The sequence below is a fragment of the Psychrobacter sp. M4 genome (genome assembly GCF_055699795.1).
In genome coordinates this window covers 3,492,815-3,518,745 of sequence record NZ_CM146740.1, presented here as the reverse complement: position 1 = coordinate 3,518,745, position 25,931 = coordinate 3,492,815, and the positions used below count along the sequence as shown (strand labels likewise).

At 43.0% G+C, this 25,931-nt stretch carries 20 protein-coding genes; 2 read left to right on the top strand and 18 right to left on the bottom strand.

Features of this window, described 5'->3' with window-relative positions:
* Positions 1 to 266: 266 nt before the first annotated feature.
* The 14 genes from ACR63N_RS14775 to ACR63N_RS14710 all read right to left on the bottom strand — a co-directional run bounded on the left by ACR63N_RS14775 (position 267) and on the right by ACR63N_RS14710 (position 15,848).
* Complete coding sequence (locus tag ACR63N_RS14775) at positions 267 to 2,906, bottom strand: ABC transporter permease (RefSeq protein ID WP_472782256.1); 2,640 nt, start codon at positions 2,904 to 2,906, stop codon at positions 267 to 269.
* Positions 2,899 to 3,597: an ABC transporter ATP-binding protein gene (locus ACR63N_RS14770; RefSeq protein ID WP_472782255.1), complete on the bottom strand. Its 699-nt coding sequence runs from the start codon at positions 3,595 to 3,597 to the stop codon at positions 2,899 to 2,901. Before ACR63N_RS14770 ends, ACR63N_RS14775 begins: the two co-directional genes overlap by 8 nt.
* 203 nt (positions 3,598 to 3,800) lie before the next feature.
* Positions 3,801 to 4,598, bottom strand: a complete 798-nt coding sequence (locus ACR63N_RS14765) for an arylesterase (RefSeq protein WP_472782254.1) — start codon at positions 4,596 to 4,598, stop codon at positions 3,801 to 3,803.
* Between the two features lie 282 nt (positions 4,599 to 4,880).
* Positions 4,881 to 5,930 carry an alpha/beta hydrolase gene (locus ACR63N_RS14760; protein WP_472782253.1) on the bottom strand — a complete coding sequence of 350 codons (1,050 nt, stop codon included), beginning with the start codon at positions 5,928 to 5,930 and terminating at the stop codon, positions 4,881 to 4,883.
* Positions 5,931 to 5,989: 59 nt separating this feature from the next.
* The gene (locus tag ACR63N_RS14755; protein ID WP_472782252.1) at positions 5,990 to 7,246 is read right to left on the bottom strand and encodes an MFS transporter; all 1,257 of its coding nucleotides are present in this window, start codon (positions 7,244 to 7,246) and stop codon (positions 5,990 to 5,992) included.
* Between the two features lie 353 nt (positions 7,247 to 7,599).
* Positions 7,600 to 7,845, bottom strand: coding sequence for a (Na+)-NQR maturation NqrM (nqrM, locus tag ACR63N_RS14750; protein WP_367104754.1), 246 nt, complete (start codon positions 7,843 to 7,845; stop codon positions 7,600 to 7,602).
* A gap of 140 nt (positions 7,846 to 7,985) precedes the next feature.
* Positions 7,986 to 9,113 (bottom strand): FAD:protein FMN transferase, encoded by a 1,128-nt coding sequence (locus ACR63N_RS14745; protein WP_472782251.1) that lies wholly within the window; start codon positions 9,111 to 9,113, stop codon positions 7,986 to 7,988.
* 175 nt (positions 9,114 to 9,288) lie between these two features.
* Complete coding sequence (locus ACR63N_RS14740; protein WP_367104752.1) at positions 9,289 to 9,531, bottom strand: hypothetical protein; 243 nt, start codon at positions 9,529 to 9,531, stop codon at positions 9,289 to 9,291.
* Between the two features lie 192 nt (positions 9,532 to 9,723).
* The gene (gene nqrF, locus ACR63N_RS14735) at positions 9,724 to 10,959 is read right to left on the bottom strand and encodes an NADH:ubiquinone reductase (Na(+)-transporting) subunit F (RefSeq protein WP_367104751.1); all 1,236 of its coding nucleotides are present in this window, start codon (positions 10,957 to 10,959) and stop codon (positions 9,724 to 9,726) included.
* A gap of 128 nt (positions 10,960 to 11,087) precedes the next feature.
* Positions 11,088 to 11,696, bottom strand: coding sequence for an NADH:ubiquinone reductase (Na(+)-transporting) subunit E (nqrE, locus tag ACR63N_RS14730; protein WP_367104750.1), 609 nt, complete (start codon positions 11,694 to 11,696; stop codon positions 11,088 to 11,090).
* Positions 11,696 to 12,367, bottom strand: a complete 672-nt coding sequence (locus tag ACR63N_RS14725) for an NADH:ubiquinone reductase (Na(+)-transporting) subunit D (protein ID WP_367104749.1) — start codon at positions 12,365 to 12,367, stop codon at positions 11,696 to 11,698. The genes nqrE and ACR63N_RS14725 overlap by 1 nt, the downstream gene beginning before the upstream one ends.
* A gap of 1 nt (position 12,368) precedes the next feature.
* Positions 12,369 to 13,277 carry a Na(+)-translocating NADH-quinone reductase subunit C gene (locus tag ACR63N_RS14720; RefSeq protein WP_367104748.1) on the bottom strand — a complete coding sequence of 303 codons (909 nt, stop codon included), beginning with the start codon at positions 13,275 to 13,277 and terminating at the stop codon, positions 12,369 to 12,371.
* A complete protein-coding gene (locus ACR63N_RS14715) occupies positions 13,255 to 14,493 on the bottom strand; it encodes an NADH:ubiquinone reductase (Na(+)-transporting) subunit B (protein ID WP_367104747.1) in 1,239 nt (412 codons plus the stop codon). The genes ACR63N_RS14720 and ACR63N_RS14715 overlap by 23 nt, the downstream gene beginning before the upstream one ends.
* Before the next feature lie 5 nt (positions 14,494 to 14,498).
* Entirely contained in the window at positions 14,499 to 15,848 is a 1,350-nt protein-coding gene (locus ACR63N_RS14710) for a Na(+)-translocating NADH-quinone reductase subunit A (RefSeq protein ID WP_367104746.1), read from the bottom strand.
* A 766-nt stretch (positions 15,849 to 16,614) separates the two neighbouring features.
* Between ACR63N_RS14710 and hisA the strand changes: the two genes are divergently transcribed.
* Both hisA and ACR63N_RS14700 read left to right on the top strand, forming a co-directional pair.
* Positions 16,615 to 17,355, top strand: coding sequence for a 1-(5-phosphoribosyl)-5-[(5-phosphoribosylamino)methylideneamino]imidazole-4-carboxamide isomerase (gene hisA / locus ACR63N_RS14705; protein WP_367104745.1), 741 nt, complete (start codon positions 16,615 to 16,617; stop codon positions 17,353 to 17,355).
* A gap of 117 nt (positions 17,356 to 17,472) precedes the next feature.
* Complete coding sequence (locus ACR63N_RS14700) at positions 17,473 to 19,095, top strand: mechanosensitive ion channel domain-containing protein (protein ID WP_367106612.1); 1,623 nt, start codon at positions 17,473 to 17,475, stop codon at positions 19,093 to 19,095.
* 168 nt (positions 19,096 to 19,263) lie between these two features.
* Here ACR63N_RS14700 and rnr read toward each other — a convergent pair whose 3' ends face one another.
* The 4 genes from rnr to thrS form a co-directional block, all read right to left on the bottom strand.
* Positions 19,264 to 21,561, bottom strand: coding sequence for a ribonuclease R (gene rnr, locus ACR63N_RS14695; RefSeq protein ID WP_367106611.1), 2,298 nt, complete (start codon positions 21,559 to 21,561; stop codon positions 19,264 to 19,266).
* A 124-nt stretch (positions 21,562 to 21,685) separates the two neighbouring features.
* The gene (locus ACR63N_RS14690) at positions 21,686 to 22,930 is read right to left on the bottom strand and encodes a toxic anion resistance protein (protein WP_367104742.1); all 1,245 of its coding nucleotides are present in this window, start codon (positions 22,928 to 22,930) and stop codon (positions 21,686 to 21,688) included.
* Positions 22,931 to 23,358: 428 nt separating this feature from the next.
* The gene (infC, locus tag ACR63N_RS14685) at positions 23,359 to 23,862 is read right to left on the bottom strand and encodes a translation initiation factor IF-3 (protein ID WP_367104741.1); all 504 of its coding nucleotides are present in this window, start codon (positions 23,860 to 23,862) and stop codon (positions 23,359 to 23,361) included.
* A gap of 23 nt (positions 23,863 to 23,885) precedes the next feature.
* Positions 23,886 to 25,820 (bottom strand): threonine--tRNA ligase, encoded by a 1,935-nt coding sequence (gene thrS, locus ACR63N_RS14680; protein ID WP_367104740.1) that lies wholly within the window; start codon positions 25,818 to 25,820, stop codon positions 23,886 to 23,888.
* Between the last annotated feature and the right edge of the window lie 111 nt (positions 25,821 to 25,931).

The following is a 25,931-nucleotide window of genomic DNA, read 5'->3' as shown; positions in this document are numbered from 1 at the left end:
AATTAAGTAGGAATTCATAATTAATTTTCTGATTCTACAAGGCTTTCAAAGCTCCAAGAGTTGTTCAAGTTTTAATTGGTATGCTTTTCGATACACCACCATGGATTTAACTAATTAAAAATAGCTCTACAATATGAGAGTAATCAAAAAATTGCTTGAATTACTCTCATATCAATTTTTAAAATTGATTCAATCGTTGAGCATTTAACCTATCTAGAAAGCTTTTCATTGACTATTACAACATTGTAAAAGTCTTAGCTCAACCACTAAACCATAGCCCGAACCCGAGCCATAATCCCGCGCCCAATCACCAATCTCACATAAATAATCGCAATACCCAGCAGTAAGGCTAGGAGCAATCCGCCACCAATAGCTAAGTTCGCCCACGGTACACTAAAACGTAAATCAAACCACTGGGTAATCGCAAACCACGAGCCAGCGCTGGCAATCGTCATCGCAAACACCGCGGCGCTAACGCCAAGTACGCCAATCTCCAAAATATTAAGCAGGTATAAATCACGCTTTTGCATACCGAGCAGGCGAAACGAGGCGCTCTCTTGCATCCGGTCTTGTGAGGTGGATAGTAAGGAGCTAATCAGTACCATAATGCCCGTAAGCAGTGCTAGCAAGGTAAAGACATAGACCAAGCGGCTCATCTGCTGCACCAGTCCTTGGATTTGCTCAGCGATAGCCGTACCATCAACCGTGGTGACCGCAGGGAATTCGCGTACCAGTTGACCTTGCACCTCAGCGATACTGTCCTCAGGGATATGCGCGGTGGCAAATTGGATTTGCGGGGCGGCGGCTAATAGCTCAGGCTTAAATAAAAAGTAAAAGAACGGACTGGGGCCACGCTCAAAGCGCGAGCGGATACTGGTAATCTCTCCAGTTATCTCAATGCCTTGGATATTAAACACCACTTCATCACCCATACCGACGTTTAGCATTTCAGCGGCGCTATCTAATATAGACAAGGGCTGTACTTGTTGTAGCTTTGAGATTTGTGGGTCTTGACCATCGATAGGGCTATACAGCTCGTCATCGGTGACCGCATCGACGATGTATTCGGTGTCCATAATCGTGTCGGCGTAGCTTAAGTTAAACACCCGAGTCGGTTCATCGAAGTCGTCATCGGCGTCGATATCTTCTGCCGCGATGCCTCCAGCGGTGACGATACGTGCGCGAATAACGGGGTAATAGCTGACCGGTGTGCCAATGATATTATTAATCTTGTCGTGTTGTTCGCTTTGCACATCAAGCAAGAATATATTGGGAGCGTCTTCAGGATAGGCGTTGACGAACTGAGCGTTAATACTGTGATTTAAGGTGGTAATCAGGGTCAATACCGCGACCGATAGCGATAGCGTGACGAAGAATAGCGCTGATTGATTGCCTTTACGCGCCAGATTATGAATAGCGATGCGCTGCATCCAGCTGACGTTTTTATTTTTTGCCAAGCGTGATAACAGCCACAGCCAACCGCGAGCCAGCGCCCAAAATATAGCGACAAAGCCAATCAAACCGATAAGCAATTGCGCTGATAAGCGCCAAGAGCCGACTTCATAAGTGAAGAATAAATACAGACCGATAAACATCAACCCGTACCAGAGTAGGGGCAAGCGTTTGTACCTTTTATACCAAGGGGGCAGTTTACCGGACTGTTGGCTTGCGCCTTGGTTGAGCAGGGTAGCGGGTTTAGTGGTGCTCAGCTCATTAAGGCCGCGCTGAGTAATCACCAAGGTCAATATGATAGCGATAATCAGCGTTTTAATGATACTAAGCGGACTAATCGCTAAGCCAAGGTCTTCTGGCAAGATAGCGGTGAGATAAGGCTGGCCGATTTTTAATAGCCCGAGACTAAGCACCACAGCAGCGATACTGGCAATGATGGAGGTGCCCAATAACAGCCGATAGTAGCTGGTTTTGATTTGACGGGCCGGTTCGCCCATCGCCATACGGATGGCGTTGTTGGCTTGCTGTTTGGTGACAAAGGCGGTGATAACGCCATACATAGCGACGGCGGATAATAGCAGTACCGCGATGACCAGTAATTTCAAAAACATGAGCACATTATCAGAGATGCGCGAGACTTGCGTGTCCTCGCTATCGATATCAGACAGCCTGATATTAGGATAGCTGGTTAAAGTTTGCTCTAATTGCTCATTTAACGCGGCTATGGTTTCCTCGTCGCCTGCCATTTCAATACGATAACGTACACGGCTACGCTGACCGAGTAGATTGGTCGCCGCCAGCGCGTCCTCTTGCATCAATACATGCCCGCCAAAATCAAAAGCGCTCAAGGGGCGGTCTGGCTCTTTGGTCAGCACATCGCTGATGGTAAATTGTCCATCGCCAATGGTAACCGTATCGCCAACATCGGCATTTAACCCTTGTAACACCTCTGGCGCGATGACGATAGTGTCTGGCCTTAGCTGTTGCCATAAGGGTTTGCCGGAGGCGGTTTGTGCCTCTCCATACAAAGGATAAGCAGGGGTAACGCCTTTGATGCGCACCAGCAAAGTTTGCTCTTCGGTCACCGCCATGGAGCTAAACTGATGGTCATAAACGACTTGGTCGTCAGGCAAGCTGCGTACTTGCTCTAATACTTGTGCTGGCCACTCTTGATTGCTCTCCAATACCAAATCACCACCGACTAGCGCGCGCTGATTGTCGGTGATATAGGTATTGACCGCTTGTTGAATCGAATCAAGGGTTAGATAAGTGGCGAGCGATAGGGTTAAAGTGATTAAGAATAAAACGGGATACACCCAGCGTCGCCACCAGCTGCGGGTGAGGGCCTTAGTGCCTAGGGTGGAAGCAAAAAGCTGGCTCGTTATACTGTTAGTGGTGTTTGTATCATCGTTGACATGATGAACGGGTTGGTTGTTTTTTGCGAGCTTATCCATTGGCGTAAGTTCCGTCTATCACCCCATCATGCATAGTAATGACTCTATCCGCCATCTCGGCAAGCGCTGGGTCATGAGTCACGACTACCAGCGCTGAACCGGTTTGTTGCCGCAAATCGAGCAATAATTGCATAACTTGGTCGGCGTTTTGCTCGTCTAAATTACCCGTCGGTTCATCAGCAAAGACGATTTTGGGTCTTGACACCAAAGCGCGGGCGACGGCGGTACGCTGCTGTTCACCGCCAGATAATTGATTGGGCAAGCTGTCACGCCGATGCCCAAGTCCGACCGCATCGATGAGTTCATCGACCCGCGCATTATCGGGACGCCGCGCAATATCGAGCGGAAAAGCAATATTTTCTGCCACGGTCAATGTCGGCAATAAATGAAAAGACTGAAACACAAAGCCCATATCACGCTGACGAATAGCGGCCAGCTTATCTTCATCAAGGCTACTTAAGGTTTGCTCGCCTAATTTAACCGAGCCGCTATCCGGATAATCTAACGCTGCTAGCAAACCAAGCAAGGTAGATTTACCCGAGCCAGACTTACCCATAATCACCACAAACTCGCCGGCATCGACATGGATACTGACGTCTTTAATAATCGCTAGCGATTGCTCGCCGACTTGCACGGTTTTATTAAGGTTTGCAGCGGTGAGTAGGGCGTTGTTGGTAGGTGCAGCAGTCATTGGACAGTCTCAATTAACGTATTTGTGGTCATAAATAGTTGGAAATGGAACAATTATATGTAAATGCTTCTGGTATAAATTTTGCGTAGCATCGAAAAGTGACAAAGTTACACAGCAAACAAAAAGAGTTTATACCGGAAGCCCAGTATTCTCTTAAAGTTGACTAGCGATATAGATTATAGTAGATAATTTAATGAGCACTTTTAATTAGTCCTACTTGCTACCATGCTCTCAAGCTCCGGCTCTAGCACGGGCAAAATATTATTATTCACGATAATCGTATAGCCTTCCTTTGTGGGATGAATAGCGTCCGCTTGATTCAAATCAGGGTCGCCGCCCACGCCCTCTAAGAAAAAAGGAATCATCGGCACATTCATGTCTTCAGCGATACGCGGATAAATATCTGAAAATGACTGCACGTATTCATTGCCTAAGTTATCATAAATCTGCATACCGCCTAAGATAACCTCGCTACCATTGTCTTGTAGATGCTTAATCGCAGTACGAATATTTTTTTCAACCGTTGCTACATCGAGACCACGAATAGCGTCATTAGCACCAATAGTGAGTATGGTGATGTCAGGCTCGGTTTGCGTCACCCAGTCTAGACGGTTAACCAAACCCGTGCTGGTTTCACCACTAAGCCCGGAATTGACCACATCAACATTGACGTAGCCCATTTCTTTTAATTTGGCTTCTAACTGCGTGGGGTAATTGCCATCACGCTCGACGCCTAAGCCTTCAGTTAACGAATCGCCAAGAGCTAAAATAGTAATAGGTTGCTCAATTACTTCTATACCACTGGAATCAGTCGAGGTTTCACGTGAAACAGCAGGAGCTGTCTCAACTTGCGAAGCTTCTACTACCGTATCATTAGCCTCAGTCTCATTTTCAGCGGCAGGGCTACAAGCTACTAAGGTTAAGCTAGTTAGCAACGCTAAGCTGATGTTTTTCGACAACAGCAATTTAGATAGATAAGGCTTTATTAAAGGCAAGGACATAGTTATTCCGTTAGATATAGTTAGGACATTTTAAAAGTGGTCAGTGCTGCTGGTATTAATTTCGCGCAGCCTCTGTCAGCGTAGACACAGCACGCAAGGGAAATAAATACCAGCAGCACATTCTAAAAACCGTGCCAGTTTTATTTAGGATTGACTATAGTTATTGGCATTATCTACTCTATATTAGGGCAAGCTTAACGTTCACAAGCTAACGCTATTTCAAATAAGCTAATTATAAGCAAGCAACTTTTAATTTATCATAAACTATCTTACACCGACACTTTACTGAAGGATTTTGCTATCTAAAAATTCATTAATTGCTTGATAGGTTTGCAGGCAGATGTCCGGATTGAGATTTTCCATATTCAGGTAAGCGTGAATAACCTTATCATAAGTAATATGCTGAGTATCGACGCCAGCCTCATTGAGTTTTTTAGCATAAGCGACGCCTTCATCATATAAAGGGTCAACCGCTGCATTAATAATAAGCGCAGGCGGCTGATTTTTAAGCTCGTCCAAGCTAGCAAATAGCGCCGACTTGGCGCGCTTATCTTCGCCATGCTGAAAGTACTGCTTGCCATACCAGCTGATACGATCACGGCTAAGCAAATAACCACTGGCGTATTTTTCAATGGAAGGATAGCTCATAGTAAAGTCAACGCTAGGATAGATAAGCACTTGCGCGCTGATTTTATCCATTATATCTGACGTTCTTACTCTAGGGTCACGCAAAAGATTGGTGACCAAAGCGCTGCCATGACTGTCTCCTGCTACGACAATACCTATAGCATCAATTTGGCGGCGGGCAAGCAGTTTATTAAGGCCAAGCAAAACGGTACACGCATCATTTTGGCCGCAGGGATAAGGGTTTTCTGGCGCTAGGCGATACTCTGGTGCCACGACAATATGCCCGGTATGTTTGGCCAAGCGACATAATATTTGATGATAAACAGAGACGCTACCCGCGGTGCCGCCGCCACCATGAAAATAGAGCATAACAGGTAGTTTGGTGGGTTTAGCTTGGTCGGTGTTGGTGGGCAAGTTAGGATAAAAAAGGCGTACAGGGACATCATAAGCCCCAGTATTAGTAACCTCAGTATCAGCCTCAACGATGTCATCAATCATAAGCGGGACATCCACTGCCTCAGTGACTAAAGTACGAGTTAAATTTGCCAAGCCGTCTCTAGCATTGATAGCATTAGGAATACTACCGGTTTTAATAAAAGCAGGTAGCACCATTTGATTGAGTACGTTTAAGTACTGAGCCACAGCAGGTAGTAGCTCAGGCTGGTTTGTATCGCCTGCTGTTTCTTGATTGATATCGTCGCTCACTTTAAGTTCCTTTTACTCTTTAACTATCTATTTATTGATCGAATACTATACATTGTAAACTAAGCACGGCGACCATCAACCATCACCGGACGACTGACTAACCATGCAATTACCACATTAATGACCATTAATATGAGTATCAGCAATAACGGCAAATCCCAACTGTCTGTCGCTTCATGCAGCCAGCCGGTGCCAAGCGGCCCAAAAAAGGCAATCAGATACCCAACGAATTGTGCCATTCCAGACAGCTCGCTTGATTGATTAGTGGTATAGGTGCGCAGGGAGAACAGCATCATACTCAAAGTAAAGATAGCCGAGCAGCCAATGCCCATCAGCCCCGACCAGAGCCAAGCCAAATTAGGAGATAGATAACTGACTCCCAAGATTCCTATGACGTTTAAAACTGCAGCGAATACTGCCAGTGCTTGAATAGGACGGCCGCGATTAACCAGCCACGTAAGACTCAAAATAGCCACTGGCGCCATAAATTGAAACACGGATCCCATTTGTCCGGCAGTAACCGCTGGTAGCCCTTTACTCACCCAAATAGAAGGCAAAAAACTAGCAACAGTATAAAACAGCAAAGATTGCAGACCCATAAATATCGCAATCTGCCAAGCAAAGGCAGTTCGCCACATAGATATGTTTGAATGATTTGACGTAAGCGGCGCTACTACTTGATGCGTTGACGATCCTAAGCGTAGGCGTAAAAGCACCCAAATAACCAAGGCAAAAAGCCCCAAAATTGACCAGCCACCAAGTGCCCACTGCCAACCGACATATTCAGATAAGGGCAGCACCACACCGGCGACCAATCCAGCGCTCACCGTCATAGTCAAACTAAATAGACCGGTAATTAAGGCAATATGGTTAGGCGTACGCTGTTTGATAATAGGCGCTGCTAAAGTATTGGCAAAACCGATGGCTAAAGTTAGCAGTATCGTACCGCTCAAAAACCCAAGCCAAGTCGGAACTACTGAGCGCATAACCATCCCTAAAGTTAGCAGCGCAATCATAGCAATCAAAGTATTCTCAAGTCCAAAGCGCTTACCAATTGCTGGTGAAATCAGCGCTCCAAAAGCAAAAGTAAGCATAGGCACGGCGCCAAGCCAACCAATTTGAGTCTCAGATATCTCAAGCGCCTCTTGTACCACTGGTGCAATAGAGCCAAGGGCGACGATGGGCGCACGCATATTGGTCGCCAGTAGAATCATTGCGCATAGCACCAGCCAAAAAGTAAATTTTGATGAGGGTAGGTTAACTGCTTTTGAGCTAGCAGAAGGCGCTGTGGATTGAGAATTAGTAGAGGTAGACATAGCAGCACTACACTATTGACGTAAGAAAAAGAACCTATCATTAATTAAGTGCTGACAAAAGAGCGCTCTTATAATGATACCAAAAAAATTCCACCAAAGCGGTGGTCGATATAAACAGTTAAAACTAGATAAATAGTTAAAACTAGGGAAATACTTATAGAGCGTCATTCATAACGTTTTTTATAATATTGAATTATCAAAGCTATGTATAAATGACTACTTCAAGAGATTTAGATAAGAGTATTTAAAAATAGCGTTAAGCATATAAAATTATGCTTAACGCCATTATAAGAAAACACAGGAGTAGGTACTATCAGCGTATGGTAACAAGTAAAGGTTCTATAAGAAAATCCCTATACAGATTTACCAAGCTGCGAGGCTCTAAGTGCAGTAGCTTGCTGCTCAGCTACTAAGGCATCACATTTATTAGGATCATCACCGCAAAACGAGCACTGTTCATCACCCATCAATTTGGCAACGCCGCCACACGAACCTTTTAACGGTTGTTTTTTAAACATATAACCAATACCCATGAAGATAAAGAATAATACAAACACAGTAAAGGTAATGGCAAGCATAGGAAGTAATTGACTAAGCATAGTAGCCTCGGCTTATTTTATTCAGCTCACTTTTGCAAGCTTTATCAAATTTATATCTTATTCTATCACATATTGCTCAGATAAATAATAGGTATATAAATCAGTTAGATACAAATACCAGTTATGCAACTATTTAAGGTTCAAACTTTTTTATCAGCCCGTAGTTTTTGCATAGCAGTCGTTTCTACCACTTGCCAATTATCGGTGCTGTCCTCATTAGCCGTACTACCATCATTGGGCGGAACATTATCAGCTAATACTACAAATAACGCTGCAACATTCTGTTTTTTAGCCGTTGCCAGCGCCTTATCAAAAGGCATGGCAGTCAGCGCGGTTGCCCAAGCATCAGCAAGTGCTACTGAATCCGCAGCAACCGTTACTGACGGCGCTCCACCAGCTATAGGCGCACCTGTAGTAGGATCAATAGTATGACTATAATCTTTACCGTTGAATGTCACTGAATTGCGATAATTACCTGAGGTCGCTAAATTCATTTTATTGTCACTATTTATAGGCTGACGAATAATAGCAATGGTTTGCCGCTCAGTTACGGTACTGCCCTTAATCGGCGCGTCAATAGCAATTTGCCAAGGTTGTTGCTGACTATTGACCCCCGAAGAAGCTACTTCTCCGCCGATTTCTACCATATAGTTGCGAATCTTATAATCTTTTCGCAATACATCAGCAATAACATCGACACCATAACCTTTTGCCACAGCGGAGAAATCAAGACCAACGCCATCTTTAGTTTTATAAATGCTATCACCGTCTTTTATTATACTTTCAAAGTCTACCAAAGCTTTTGCTACAGCGATTTCATCAGGACTTGGCGGACTTTGCAAACGCTCTACAGTCATGGTGCTGCCAAAACCCCAAGTCTCTATGAGTGGCATAACGGTAGGATCAAAGGCACCATTTGCTTGCTCATAAACCTGTCTTGAAACCTCAAGCACATGATCAAAGTCTGCATCGATAGTGATAGGGGTGTCTTTAGTCAATTGATTGAATTTAGAGATGGTAGAGTCGGACTGATAAGTCGACATACTGTCATTAATTTGCTGTAAACGCTCATCAATCGTCGCTTGAATCATCGCCCCATCGACATTTTCAGGTATCTTATAGCTGATGTGATAGCTGGTACCCATTGTCTCGCCGCTTATATAGTTATAATTGGGCGGTTGCTGGCAAGCAGTAAGGTATAAGACACTACTAAAAGCAAAAAAGGACGTTATATGAATGTTTTTAGAATTAATTAGTTTTAGTTGCATTTTGATAAAATCCTAGGAAATTTAGCTTTAAAATTTGTAGCTACAATCTATATATTGTCTCAGACTATGTTTTAAATAACATACTATAATCAGTATCAAGGCAATAAAAAAGGCACTTTATACAGTGCCTTAGGTTACTAAGTAAATAGATTTTGATGAAAGTAGATACTTATTTTTAAGATAATTTTTTACTTGTATATCGATATCCTTCTGCTTCCATACAGGAATTGAATAAGCTTTCTTCTCTGTCGCTTTTGACTTTTGCAATACCTACTTGATAATGACATTTTTGTATGGTGTTGTGTGTATCATACTGAGATATACCTACTTTTTTCCATGTTGGTTTGGGAGCACTTGTTGAACAACCCGACATAACTAACATAGAAGCAATAATACCCGTGAATATACCAATTTTCATGTTACTAATCCTCAATTAAAAATAATTATTCAAAATTTTGTATATATCAATACGTAAATAGATTTAAAAATATCTATTCAAGAAGTATAAAATAGTAACAATAAAATATAGATAATGTAAGGTTTCAGAAACAAAAAAATGGGTATCTTGTTGATACCCATTAAGTTTAAATTAATTCAATAAAATATAGCTTTAACCACCAAAGTCATCAAGCATGATGTTTTCGTCTTCCACACCCAAACTATGCAGCATATCGATAACCGCAGCGTTCATCATCGGTGGCCCGCACATGTAATACTCGCAGTCCTCTGGGTTTGGATGATCTTTGAGATAGTTCTCTAATAAGACATTATGGATGAAACCAGTAGGACCATCCCAATTGTCTTCAGGCAATGGATCAGATAAAGCCACATGCCACTCAAAGTTATCAAACTCTTCTTCTAGTTGGTCATAATCTTCAACGTAGAACATCTCGCGGATAGAACGCGCACCGTACCAAAAGCTAATTTTACGATCGGTTTTCAAGCGTTTGAGCTGATCAAAGATATGTGAGCGCATGGGCGCCATACCAGCCCCGCCACCAACGAATATCATCTCAGCTTCGGTGTCTTTAGCGAAGAATTCACCATAAGGACCAGAAACGGTTACTTTATCACCCGGCTTTAAGCTAAAGGTCCATGAGGACATTTTACCTGGCGGTATTCCGGCCGGCCCGCGTGGTGGCGGAGAAGCAATACGAATATTAAATTTAATGAGACCTTTTTCTTCAGGGTAGTTAGCCATCGAATAAGCGCGGATGACTGGTTCATCAACCTTTGAGACATAATCAAAAATACCGAATTTTTCCCAATCTTCTCGATACTCTTCATCAATATCAAAGTCTTTATAATGTACTTCGTGCGGTGGTGCTTCTAGCTGTACATAACCGCCGGCGCGGAAGTTAACCTCTTCACCCTCTGGAATTTTGAGTACCAGCTCTTTAATAAAGGTGGCGACGTTATCATTAGAGATAACCTCACACTCCCACTTTTGCACATCAAAGAATTCAGGATCAATCTCAATTTCCATATCTTGTTTTACAGGTACCTGACAAGCAAGACGCATATGATCGCGAATCTCACCTTGGGTAAAGTAACCCTCTTCGGTAGGCAAGATAGAACCACCACCTTCAATAACACGGCAGCGACATTGAGCGCAGGTACCACCGCCACCGCAAGCTGATGATAAAAATATACCTTCACTAGCAAGCGTTTGCAATAATTTACCGCCAGCTGCCGTCACTACATCATTTTCAGGATCTTCATTAATGCGAATGGTAATGTCGCCTGAACTGACTAGTCTTGAGCGTGCTGCCAAAATAATGGCAACTAAGCTCATGATAATCACGGTAAACATAGCAACGCCGCCAATCGCCGTAGCATAATCCATGATAAATGTCCTTAATCTATGGAGTAGGGGAGCAGGTATACATCAGATATACCTAAGCCCCTACCGAATAAATGAATTAAATAATTTAAACCGCTAAGCGCATCAGCCGTTTTTAGGAATAATAAAAATTAAATGGACATACCGCCAAAAGACATAAAGCCAAGTGACATAAGGCCTACGGTAATAAAGGTAATGCCAAGGCCACGGAGTGGTCCAGGAATGTCTGAATATTTGAGTTTCTCACGAATACCAGCCAAAGCAATAATAGCCACAGCCCAACCAAAACCTGCACCTACGCCATATACGACGGATTCACTAAAGTTATAGTCACGCTCAACCATAAACAGTACGCCGCCCAAAATGGCACAGTTCACTGTGATCAGGGGTAAGAACACCCCAAGCGCATTATAAAGGGCAGGTACAAACTTATCCAAAAACATCTCTAGGATCTGTACGGTTGCGGCAATCAAACCGATATAACTTAATAAGCCCAAAAAGCTTAGATCAATATTGGGAAATCCTGCCCATGCAAGTGCCCCATCTTTTAGGATAAATTGAAACAATAAATTGTTAAGCGGTACCGTGATGACCATAACTACGATGACAGCAACCCCAAGACCGATAGCAGTAGCGACCTTTTTAGATACAGCTAAAAAAGTACACATACCTAAGAAGTAGGCCAGCGCCATATTCTCAATAAAGACTGAGGTTATAAATAAACTAACATAATGTCCCATTAGTGACCTTCCCTATATGCCATAGCTTTAGATTGCGGTTTCATCACAAAATCAGCTTCCTCAACCTGTTCTGGTTTCCAAATACGAACGATGGTAATGAACAGGGCAATAATAAAGAACGCTGAAGGTGGCAGTAGTAATAAACCATTAGGTAGATACCAACCACCGTCTGTCACTGGCTGCAAAATGGTGATACCAAACCAAGTGCCTGAGCCTAGAAGCTCACGGATAGTAGCCACGAATAATAGTACCGCAGAATAACCAAGACCGTTACCAATACCATCCATAAAGCTTGGCACTGGTGGGTTACTCATAGCAAACGCTTCGGCTCGGCCCATAACAATACAGTTAGTAATGATCAAGCCAACGAAGACTGATAAGCCCTTACTGACGTCATAAGCCACTGCTTTTAGAATCTGATCTACTAAGATAACTAGCGATGCAATGATAGTCATCTGCACAATAATACGAATACTAGATGGAATTCTATTACGAATAATAGAGATAAAAAAGCTTGAGAATGCGGTTACCAATGTCAATGCCACACACATAACCAGCGCATTGGACATGCTGGTGGTTACTGCTAGCGCTGAACAGACGCCTAATATTTGTAAACCAATAGGGTTGTTGTCAAAGATAGGCGTGGTTAAAATACTTTTTACATCAGCCATGTTAAGCCTCCTTGCCGTGTGCTACTGGCGTTGCTGCAGCCAGCTCAATTACGGGATAGGTCTCATTTTGGTTTATATTCTGCTTAGCTTGCGCCTCAGCATTATCAATAGTCTGACCGTTTTCTTGGCGCAGTGAATCTAGATAAGGCTTGTAACCTTGTTCCCCTAGCCAAAACTGAATCATATTACTGACCCCGCGACCAGTCAAAGTAGCGCCGCTAATACCATCAACCCAGTTCTCTTTTGGGTTACCAGCTTTGGTGACACCAGTGGCAACTTCGCCGTTTTCATCATAAGAGTGAATACCTTGCCATTTAGCACGCCATTCTGGCTCTTCAATACGTGCTCCTAGACCCGGTGTTTCTTTATGCTCATAAAAGCTAATACCCTTGATGGTATTCATATCACTCTCAAGCGTTAAGAAACCATAAATGGTGCCCCATAGTCCGTAGCCTTGAATCGGCAGTACTACCATCTCGGGATTACCTGCGTCGTCGTTTTTGACATAGACTTTGGCGTATTTAGGGACGCGGCCAATACTAGCAGGGTCGTTGTCACCCAAATCTTCACTTAGCGCTGCGTTTTTAGTAGCTTGACTGGCATCATAAGCATTGCGATCAGCGATACCAGCAGCTGATAGATCATCATCAGTTAAATAGTTTCCGGCTCTTAGGTCGACTATTTCAACATCGAAATCTTGGAAGCGCTCAGCAACATCATCAGCAGTATCAGACGCAGGATCATACATACCTGCGGCAACCAGAATGTTTTTGTTGCGATCTAAGCGTGCGTTTTCAACTTGTGCTGGCTTTAGCCCAACTGCTACTGCTGAAACCAATACTGAACATACCAGACATAGCGTTAACGCTACGCTGATAGTGGTCATATTATTGCTTTTGGGTTTGGACATAACGAACCCTCCGTGCTGTCTGACGTTTGATATTTGCTTGCGTGACAAAATAGTCAAACAATGGTGCAAATAAATTGGCAAATAAAATGGCGAGCATGATACCTTCTGGGAAAGCTGGATTGACGACGCGAATCAATACCGTCATAAACCCAATCAAAATACCATAAGCCCAGCGTCCTTTATTGGTATGAGCGGCTGATACCGGATCAGTTGCCATAAAGACGGCACCGAATGCAAAACCACCGATGACTAAATGCCAATAAAACGGCATACTCATCATCAAGTTATCTTCTGAACCGATCATATTAAATACTAATGAGGTAAGGATGAGACCCACAACACAGCCGAGCATAATGCGCCATGAGGCAATACGTGACCACAATAAGAATACCGCGCCTATTAAGATAGCTAGTGTCGATACTTCGCCTATACTACCTTGGATATTTCCTAAAAAAGCATCGCTCCAAGTGATGGCTTGACCATAAACATTAGTGAAACTATCTGGTGTCACTCCGAGAGCTGCAAGACCTAAGGGCGTTGCTCCAGAGAAACCATCAACTGCAGTCCATACTGAATCGCCTGACATGTAAGCAGGATACGCAAAGTATAAAAAAGCCCTTCCTGATAAAGCAGGGTTTAAGAAGTTTTTACCCGTACCGCCGAATACTTCTTTGGCGACCACTACGCCAAATATAATCCCTAACGCGACTTGCCATAATGGGATATCTGGCGGCATAATCAGCGCGTACAGTACTGAGGTCACAAAGAAACCTTCATTGACTTCATGGCCACGGACGATGGCAAATATAATCTCACAGGCAATACCCACAGCGAAAGTCACTATATATATGGGTAAAAACTGCATGGCCCCGTAGACAAAACTTGCCCAAATACTATCTGGATTATAACCGACCATGCTGGTGATCATAGTACGCCAGCCCTCAGGTTGTAGGCCAAGCTGGGCAATTGCAGTCAGTGCTTGATGACCTACATTGTACATACCCCAAAACATCGCTGGGAACGTACATAACCAAACGGTAATCATAATGCGCTTAAGGTCGATACCATCACGTACATGCGATGAGGTAAAAGTTGTTGAGCTTGGTTGACGCAAGAATGTATCAAACATCTCAAAAACAGGATAGTACTTTTCGTGCTTGCCACCCTTAGTGAAGGACGGTTCCATACGATCGAACATATTATGTAAAAATTTCATCGTGGTTAACCCTCCAGCTCAATACGCGTCAAATTATCACGCAGAATGTCACTGTATTCATATTTACCAGGAGAGACGAAGGTGCATAAAGCCAAATCTTCTTCGTCCAATTCAAGAGCACCCAAATCAACTGCTGTCACAATGTCTTCAATAATTAGTGCTCGCAATAGCTGCGTTGGCAAATAATCTTGGGGCATAACTTCTTCATAGACGCCAATGGGTACCATCGCTCGCGGTGAACCATTAGTTGTCGTAGTAAAGTTATATTTTTTCTTGAAAAATTGCGAGATATAGATAGGTAGCTTAGAAAAACGGTTTTTACCAGGGGTAAAAAAGTGAAACGCTGGACGTTCATAACCTTCAGCCAATGCACTGATCTGATCATGAAAGCGGCCAAGATAGGCTACATTGTCAAACAACTTACGGCCAGATAGTACTGAACCTGAAATGATACGGTTATCGCCGTCGAGCAGCTCACCCTTGGTGAGAGCAGTGATATCAGCGCCGCGTTCAGTAGCAATTAAACGTGGCTCTTTAACAGCAGGGCCACCCAAGCTTACTAAACGACGCGTATATAGGCGTCCTGTGGTAAACAGTTTACCGATAGCAATCACGTCCTGAAAGCCAATCGTCCATACGGTTACACCGCGACTAATAGGATGCAAAAAATGAATGTGCGTACCTGCCAAACCTGCTGGATGCTTGCCAGCAAAAGCATGATATTCAGTAACATTATTAGGCGCGGTATTCGGTACTGGAGATAATTGCGCATCACCATGATGGCACACGAACGTTTTTGGGCTCAAAGTCGACAGTACAGCAAGACCATCATTAAATGCTTGTATCTGCTCATTAATCAGTAGCATGGGATCGTAAGCTAATGGACTGGTATCCATAGCGTTGACAAAGATAGCATGGGGACGAGAACCAATGTCAGGTGCACGGCTATAAGGACGTGTACGAAATGCTGTCCATTCACCAGAAGCCAAAAGCTGGGTCTCAACGGTTTCGGAGTCAAGATTGGCAAGCTGCTGGGAGTTGTAGCTCTCAAACTCTATCTCTTCACCTGTGGGGTCAATAGCAATCACAAGGCTCTCAAACACCCGGCGTTCACCGCGATTGACCGCAATGACTTTGCCAGCAGCAGGAGCGGTATAGATAACACCGACCCGTTTTTTGTCTTCAAACACAGGTTGACCTTTAGCTACGATGTCGCCTTCTTTGACGTTCATAGTAGGTTTCATACCTACATAATCGTAGCCAATAAGAGCCACTTGTGCAGGCCTGTGCTCAGATATCTCGCGAGAGGGTTCACCAGTGATAGGCAAATCCAAACCTTTTTTAATGGTAATCATAAGCGAAAACTTAGTCCATAGTCTAAAACGATACCAGACGTCCTGTTTGGTATATCGGTAATAGCAGTACAAGCATTACAAAAGGTATTTGATCGTCAAGTCCTTGTTGTAGGATGACGATCAAATATCTAAAAATACTGGCACACTATTATATAAGAATATTAACGCTGACCTTAGACTCCTTAACAACACGTTAATGTCTTACTCGAATTACCACAGTGGCGACTGGCTACCAAGGTGCATACTAAAGCTATCTATCTAAAGTAAATCTCTAATACAAGTTGCTTGCTATAGACATTTATTTAAATAAAGACAGTCTTACCATACGTTTCATTTAACTCTAAAAATCTGTATCTTAAGCATTGAGATAATCGTGTATCATTCGCTATCGAGTGCTCATTACTTTTGAAATAGTGTTAGTAGCTTTACTATCAATACAAATATAGAAACAAGCACTCACTATCAATTATGTAATGATCATGTAGAAACAAACATAAATTTATCTATGATTATACGCTAAATTGACCTAAAATTGCCAGTAAGTATCTGAATTTAGATAATATTAAAGCCAATTTTAGAAGTCAAAACTTATCTTTATAAGTCTAGCGTTTTAAACACCTAACTATGAGATTTTAGTGAAAATGCTAATATACTTTTCAGCGTCTTTAGCGTTCAGATAATTTTACTCAGCGCTATTGTGCCTGTTTTTATCTCATAAGAAATGTTTTAAATAGTTATTCATAATGTATTTTTATAAGGAATGTGTATGTGTGCTGTGCCTGTAATTATTCCAGCGATTGATCTAAAAGACGGTAAGTGTGTGCGTTTGAAGCAAGGTCGTATGGAAGATGATACGGTATTTTCTGATGATCCAGTAGCGATGGCTACGCGCTGGGTCAAAGAAGGCGCGCGTCGTCTACATCTAGTCGATCTAAATGGGGCGTTTGATGGCGTGCCTGTGCACAAACGCGTGGTACATGATATTGCTAAAGCGCACCCAAAGCTGCCGATTCAACTGGGCGGTGGTGTACGTAATATGCATACTATTGAGCAGTATATTACTGCTGGTCTAACCTATATTATTATTGGTACTAAGGCGGTTGAAGATCCAAGTTTTGTAAGCGAGGCTTGCCGAGAGTTTGCTGGACATATTATCGTCGGTATTGATGCCAAAGACGGTATGGTTGCCACTCATGGCTGGGCAAACGTGACCGATGTTAGGGCAACAGAGCTTGCAAAACGCTTTGCTGATGCTGGCGTGTCCTCAATTGTCTATACCGATATCGCCCGCGACGGCATGATGCAAGGCGTCAACGTTGAACAAACAGTCAACTTGGCTCGCGTAGGTGGTCTGCCCGTTATTGCTTCCGGCGGCGTTACTGATATGCAGGACATAAAATTATTAAAGCCTTATGGAGAATATCTTGAAGGCATCATTACCGGACGCGCTATCTATGAGGGCACGCTTGATCTTGATGAAGCTCAAAGTTATTTAGATAGCAAATAAACCTCTGCCTAACTGTCTGTACTTCTGAAATGATTTTAGTTCAATATAGTTGCAGCTGATAACCAGTAGTGACCGATAAATCACCGCTCCACTTAGCAAAGTTAGTAAAGGATATGTATGACGGTTTCTCATTACCATTTAGTAGTACGCAAGTGGCGTTTTATATGCATTCAGCTGCTACTAATAGTAAGTATGCTACTACCGCTACCTTTATATGCTGCTACAGAAGAGCTGGCCGAAGTGGCAACCGTATTAGGTATCGATACAGCAGAAGCGGCTTCTGATAGCAGCGCACCTGCAGATAGCGAAGCCCCCATGCAGACTTCGCCGCCTGCTGCGCCGCCACCAGTTATCAGTGGTGAAAGTACTAACAACGCTCAAATTGAAACCACCCCAACTCCGCAAAAAGACGAAGCTATTCGTCAGCGCATCAGTGGTATTTTTTCTGAAATTGAAGGTTTGCAAGCAGTTAATGTCAGTGTCACTCAAGGCGTAGTGACGCTCACAGGGGAGACACCAAACGAGAAAAAAGCGCAGCAAGCTATTAATTTAACCAATCGTTTGACGGATGTGGTCACGGTAGATGATGAGATAAATCGTACTCTAGATGTACAAGATAATGTCAGCACTGTGTATCAAGGTCTTAAAACTCAAGTCAAAAACTTGATTAAGGCTTTGCCTTTATTACTTGTGGGCATTGTGGTTTTTGGTCTTGTAGCATGGTTTGGTAGTTGGTTGTCTAATCGGCAAAAAATGTGGCAACGCCTTACTCCCAATCCTTTTGTCGCTGAGCTACTAGCACAAACTGTTAAAGTTATCTTTATCATCTTCGGGTTGATATTAGCCTTAAGCTTAATAGGCGCTGAGACCATTTTAGGTACGCTTCTTGGCGGAGCCGGGGTCATCGGTATCGCTGTTGGTTTTGCAGTCAAAGATACCATTGAGAACTATATAGCCTCTTTAATGCTCAGTATCCGCCAGCCGTTTCGTGCTCGCGATCAAGTGGTGATCAATGGGCAAGAAGGCATTGTGGTACGCCTGACCTCAAGAGCCACCATTTTAATGACTTTAGATGGTAATCAGCTGCGCATTCCTAATGCTGAAGTCTTTAAAGGCACGATTCTAAATTATACCAAGAATCCTGAGCGCCGCTTTACTTTTGAGCTTGGCGTCGATGCTAATGATGATCCACTAGCTGCTATTAAGGTCGGTCTGGATGCTATCAAAACCTTAGATTTTGTATTGGACAAGCCCAAATCTATCGCTATTATTACCAATGTGGGCGACTCCAATATCATCCTTGAGTTTCAAGTATGGGTTAATCAATCAGAAACTGACTTTTTTAAGGCTCGTAGTATCGCTATTCGAGAGACCAAGCATGCTTTAGAAAATGAAGGTTTCAGCTTGCCTGAGCCTATTTATCGTCTCCGTTTCAACGATAAATTAGAAAAAGCTTTTGAACAGACGCAAAAAGTTGCCCCCGATATTGAAACTGATACCGATATGACTATCACATCTACGACGCCTGAAGAGGCGACAATGGATACCGAAGCTAGTAGTAACGATGATAAAGAGAAACAACGGGCCAAAGCACGTGCTAAATATATTTTGCAAGGCAGTAGTGCCAATGAAATACTTGATGCTCGTCCTGATGACAAATTGATGGAAAAGGTAGAACAAGAAATTGCAGAGAGCTCTGATGCTACCGACTTATTAAATGCCAATAGTCCGCAGGAGTAATCATAAGTCGCTAAGCATCGAAGACGAGTTTATAGTCAACCATTGAGTAGACAATCATCAAAACATAGGCAACAAAAAAGGACTAAAGATAACTTTAGTCCTATTTGATAAATCAGTTTTTATAGTTAACGATATTTTTTAGGATAGTAATAGTTAGTGTAGTGCAAACTAGCTATTTTTATTGCTGCTCTTACCTTTGCCTTTACCATTGCCATTGCTCTTAGAACTATTGTTTTTAGAGCTTGAGCCTTTGGAGCTTGAACGACTCTTTTTCTTGGTTTGATTCATCTCACTAGCTTTTAGCTTAGCGGTCAAATCAAAGTCGATCTGCAATAAGTCCATATTAACCCCAGCAACTTTTACTTTTACTAAGTCGCCAAGACCAAACAATGTCCCTTTGTCTTTACCAATTAGCTGCTGCTGCTGTTCATCGTAGACAAAAAAGTCATCGCCAACATTGGAGATATGCACCAGACCATCGATATATAAGTCGGTCAAAGTAATAAACAAACCAAAACTTGTCACCGTGGTCACCACGCCTTCAAACTCTTCACCAACGTGATCTTTCATGTAATGACACTTAAGCCAAGTTTCTACGTAACGCGAAGCCTTTTCAGCTCGGCGCTCGGTGTCTGAGGTTTGTGTGCCTGCCGCGTCTAAAGAAAAATCCATAACGGGCTGCTTGCTATGGGTGACCTTAGCCTTGATCCCTCGATGCAGCATCAAGTCAGGATAGCGGCGAATCGGGGATGTAAAGTGGCTATATTCGTCATAAGCCAAGCCAAAGTGACCGATGTTATCAGGAGCATAGTTGGCCTGCATCATTGAGCGTAGCAGCATACTGTGGATACTAATGGCATCTGGACGATCTTTAGTCGCCTCAATAATACGCTGATAGTCCGCCTGCGTTGGACTCTCCTCAGGAAACGGCAGACCAAAGTTCTTGGCATACTCGTGAATACGCATTGACTTTTCGTTATCAGGTTTGTCGTGATTACGATACAAAACAGGTAACTCATTTTTTAGAGCAAAGTTTGCCGCACAGGTATTGGCAAGCAGCATACACTCTTCAATAAGTTTATGCGCATCGCCACGAGTACGGGGTAAGATTGCTTTAATACCGCCCTTTTCATTAAACTTAATATAAGTCTCGACCGTCTCAAATTCCATCGCATGACGCTCTTCGCGTTTTTTGATCAGCAAGTCATACAATTGATGTAGGGTATCTACAGATTTTTTGACGTCTTTATTGCCAGTCAAAGATTTGGGGACACCTTGGTCTTTTGGATTGGCAAAGTAGTCATTGACTTGGTTATAAGTAAGACGCGCTTGCGAATGCATAACTGCCGGGTAGAACTCATAACCGGTGACATTACCTGCTCTAGATACCTTGATGTCAGCGACCATACATAAACGATCGACATCAGGATTTAAGGAGCACAGACCGTTTGATAAGACTTCTGGCAACATTGGAATCACGCGATGCGGAAAATATACTGAGGTACCGCGCTCAAAAGCGTCTTTATCAAGAGGTGAGTTTGGCGTGACATAATGACTGACGTCAGCGATAGCGACCAGTACTCGGTAGTTACCACCAGAGCGTTTTTCGGCAAATACCGCATCATCAAAGTCGCGTGCATCTTCACCATCGATAGTAATCAGCGGCAAATCACGCAGATCGGTGCGACCTTTTAGATCTTTTTCGGTAGGCTCTTCATAATCATTGGCCTGTTTGAGAGCAGCGGCACTAAACTCAGACGGGATATCGTAGTTAAGTAAAGTCGTCTCAATAATCAATTCACGATCATTATCATCAGACAATACTTCAGTGATTTTACCTGTAGCAAATTCATGCTGATTGGGCCAATCAATAATATCAACTTTGACGGGATAACCTTCTTTGACTTCTAAAGCTTGTACGTTATCGTCGCTCACCGTGATCGGCTGATGATTATTAGGACTACCCAGCTCCACGCAGTAGCCATCCTCATCTTTTGCAAGTGTACCAATAAACTGATTTTGTTGACGCTCTATCACATCGACGATACGTCCTTCGGTACGACCTCGATTGTCGGTTGAGGTGCCAATAGCATTGACTGTATCACCGTTGAACACCCAGCGCATCTGCTTTTCGTGTAAGAACAGATCCGGCATATCCTCTAGTACTACAAAGCCAAAACCTTTAGCGTGGGCAGATACTATGCCTGTTACCACATCTTGTTTGGTTACCGTACGATAGCGATAAGGGCGTCCTTCGCGGTTAACTTGTCCATCACGTGCCATGGCCTTGAGACGATTGCCTAAAGCGTCGAACTGCTCAGGATCTTCTATGCCAAAAATTTTTGCTAATTGTTGATGCGTGGTTTCACCCTGATCACTGATCGTGCTTAGAATAAGCTCGCGACTGGGTATAGGATTGTCGTATTTTTGTGCCTCACTTGAAGCGTTTGGATCATTCCAACTCATAAAGTACCGTATCTATTTTTAAAATTATTAATGGGAGCTATCTTAACACGAACGATGCGCCAATATCTTGCATCAATCGTCTTGTATGTATGTGACTGTATATTGTCACGGCTCGACAGCTAACTTATATATCGATATCAACAGTATTAGATTCATTGGTAATCTTTTTACTGTCTAATTCTTTGGACACTTCAAGAACGGTAGTTTGGTTTGATTTGTCTAAGTACTTCTGTGCTTTGTCCACCTCAGTAGTCAAAGTATTTACCGTCTGCTTCATATTCTCTAGCGCTTCAATCTTATAATTGCTGATCATGTCCATCGTCTCATAGACGTTATTGAAGGCATTTTGTAATTTATCAAGCTCAATGGTGCTACTAGTCGCTTGTTCATGAATCTCTCCTGATTGACGCTTGAGCATAGCGGAGGTCGATTCAATAAGGCTACTAGTGGTTTTGTTCAAAGCGGTAATCTGATCGAGTACCAATTTTTGATTAGTCATCGCTTGGGCGACGACAACAGCAGTACGCAGCGCTGATACGGTAGTGGTAGTGGCACGATCCACCCCTTTGATCAGTTCTAAGTTATTTTTGCGAATCGTGTCAAGAGCCAAATACCCTTGTACGTTAACCGCCAACTGAGTCAAAAAGTCAGTATTTTTTTGGCGCACATAAAACAGCATCTCTTCTTTTATAATGCGTGCTTTTTCAGGGTCTGTGGCTTCGATCGCATAGATTTTTTGCTCAAGCTGTTCATCAATCTTTTTACCGACATAGATATACTGGCGAATAGATTGCATCAGCTCCCACATATTGACCTTTTCTTGCTCAATCATAGCATTGTCTTTGAGCAGCTCATCTTTACCATTATAAAGGCTGGTCACTACCGCATTGATATGCGACTGCGCAGATTCGTACTGGCGAAAATAATCCTGAACTTTGTTACCAAAAGGGATAAGGCCAAACAATTTACGTGAGCTGGTCAGCTCTTTTTTACTAGGATCTAAATCCTCTACAATACCGCGTAGCTCAGTCAAAGATTTGGCAATCGGCGAGTTATCAAACAAGCTATCGTTGAGGCTTTTTGCCGGTAGCTCTAACATCCGGTTAGAGACTTGGGCGGACTCACGAATCTCTTTGTTGCCCAGATTATGAATAGACTGCACATTTTGCTGAAACTCAGGACTATGCACAGAATTGGTCAGCACATGATCGACGAATGCATCTACTTTTGCATCAAGCTCGGGTATTTGGCTCTTATCTAGTTTCACCATTTGATCAGCTTCACTTTTTTGTACTTCTTGCACCGGCTCAGGCGGTGTCAGTGAGATGCTCGGCGTAGTAGAATTTTCAGGTGGGGTCAACTCTTGCATAAGACGTCCTTTAAATAATGAATATATAAAATATTTGGGTTGATAGTGTTAATTATAGTTATCTGTACTATCAAATAGATGTTTTTTTAATAGATAGGGCTATTAAATCAGATAAAAGCCCAACAGACTTTTAGATTACCGCGTAATCAAAAAAGTGAGAAGACTGATTTTGTAAAATAAAATCAGTACGTTAAAATTGCGGATTGTAGAGATTCTGCTCAAATCTATCGGTAATAGTATACCTTAGATTTTAAAAAAAATTATTAAGCCCTTTTTGTCAGACCCTATAGCGAAAAACCATCAATATCCCGCAGCATATTGATGGTTAGAAATGGAGCTACTGATTATGGGCTTGTTCGCAATATATTTTGTTCACGATATATTATAGTTACTACATTACAGCTACTAAGTTATAGCAGACATGCTGGCTATTTTTTCTTAGTAGGGCCTAGCAACATACCCATTTGACGACCTTCCATCTTAGGAGGTTGTTCGACATTCGAGATATCAGCCGTGTCTTCAATAATACGATCGAGTTGCTTGCGACCAATATCTTGGTGAGCCATTTCACGACCACGGAAGCGAATACTGATCTTAACCTTGTCCTGATCTTCTAAAAAGCTAATAATTTTACGCAGTTTTACTTGATAATCGGCTTCTTCAGTACTAGGACGCAGCTTCATCTCTTTAAGCTGAGTTTGTTTTTGGTTCTTTTTAGCCTCTTTCGCTTTTTGCTTTTGATCATAGAGATAATGTTTATAATCCATAATCTTACATACGGGCGGTTTGGCATCCGGAACCAATTCAACCAAATCTAAATTATCATCACGAGCCGCTTTCATCGCGGTATCAATATCAACCACGCCCATCTGTTCGCCATCTTCTTTGACCAACCGGACTTCTTTAGCACTGATATCTTCGTTGATATTCAAACGGTTTGACTGTTTAATAGGTATTACTCCTCATCTGTTTTTTGTTTTAGTCGGCCTTTATCACTAACAGCTTTTTGTACTAAGGTGATAAATTCGGCAACTGACATCACACCAAGGTTTTCACCTTCGCGGGTACGGACGTTAACGCTGCCTGACTCGACTTCTTTATCCCCTAATACTAGCATATAGGGGATACGTTCTAATGTTTTCTCTCGTATCTTAAATCCTATTTTTTCGTTACGCAAGTCACTAATAGCACGAATACCTGCGTTTTTGAGCTCATTGACTACATTTTTACAAGCATCCGCCTGTTTATCGGTAATATTCATCACCGCTACTTGCTTGGGAGCGAGCCATACTGGCATCCAACCGGCGTAGTTTTCGATCAAAATGCCAATGAAGCGCTCAAACGAACCAAGTATGGCTCGGTGCAACATAATTGGGGTTTCGCGCTCACCTTGCTCATTGACAAATTCAGCATCCAAACGCTCAGGCATATTAGGATCAACCTGAATGGTACCGCATTGCCACACGCGCCCTAAGCTGTCTTTAAGACTAAACTCAATCTTCGGGCCATAAAATGCGCCTTCGCCCGGCAAGTATTCCCAATCTAGACCTGAGCTATCAAGAGCATCCGCCAAAGCTTTTTCGGCATAATCCCAAGACTCATCGCTACCCACGCGCTTCTCTGGACGGGTCGAGAGCTTCATAATAATATTATCAAAGCCAAAGTCTTCATATACGGCCAAGGTCAACTTAATAAACTCTGCTACTTCTTCTTGAATCTGCGCGGGCGTACAGAATATATGCGCATCATCTTGGGTAAAACCGCGCACTCGCATCAAGCCATGCAGTGAACCTGAAGGCTCATTACGATGACAAGAGCCAAACTCTGCCATACGTAGAGGCAACTCGCGGTAAGATTTTAGACCTTGATTGAAGACTTGCACGTGACAAGGACAATTCATTGGCTTTACCGCATAATCACGGTTTTCGCTAGAGGTCGTAAACATATTGGTCGCATAATTGCCCCAGTGTCCTGAGCGCTCCCACAAACTACGATCTACAATTTGCGGCGTCTTAATCTCTTCATAGCCATTATCGTATTGTACTTTACGCATATACTGCTCAAGCACTTGATAAATCGTCCAGCCATTAGCGTGCCAAAACACCATACCCGGTGCTTGCTCTTGCATATGAAACAGATCAAGCGCACGGCCAATCTTACGATGGTCACGTTTTTCTGCTTCTTCAATACGCTGGATATAAGCCTTTAAATCTTTTTTGTCCGCCCACGCCGTACCATAAATACGTTGTAGCTGTTCATTCTTAGCATCACCGCGCCAATAAGCGCCAGACATTTTGGTTAACTTAAATACCTTTAAGAAGCGCGTATTTGGTACATGCGGCCCACGGCACATATCGACGTATTCTTGATGATGATACAGGCCAAAAGCCTCTTCGCCTGGCATATCATTAATCAGCTTGAGCTTGTAGTCCTCACCGCGCTCTTCAAAGATCTTAATCACTTCATCACGTGGGGTTATCTTCTTTATGACGTCATAGTCCTGCTTTATCAACTCCATCATGCGTTTTTCGATAGCTTCCATATGCTCAGGCGTAAATGGCGTTTCACTATAAATGTCGTAATAAAAACCATCTTCGATCACAGGGCCAATGACCATTTTTACGTCAGGATACAGCTGCTTTACCGCGTGTCCTAATAAATGTGCGGCCGAGTGACGAATGATATCCACGCCGTCAGCGTCTTTTGGAGTGACAATCTCAACTTTGGCATCATCAATGATAGGATCGGAGGCATCTACCAAATGACCATCTACTCGTCCAGCAACCGTTGCTTTTGCAAGACCTGCGCCAATACTTTGCGCCACTTCCATAACGGTGGTGCTGCCCTCAAACTCTTTTACGCTACCATCGGGTAAAGTAATCGCTACCATAGTCTTAAATCCAAATGTTATTGAAACGCCACTACATATATGAGTGCATAAAGGTGGCTATTAAAGCAGAAAAACCGGCAACAATGCCAGTCATAGTATATAGGTGATAAC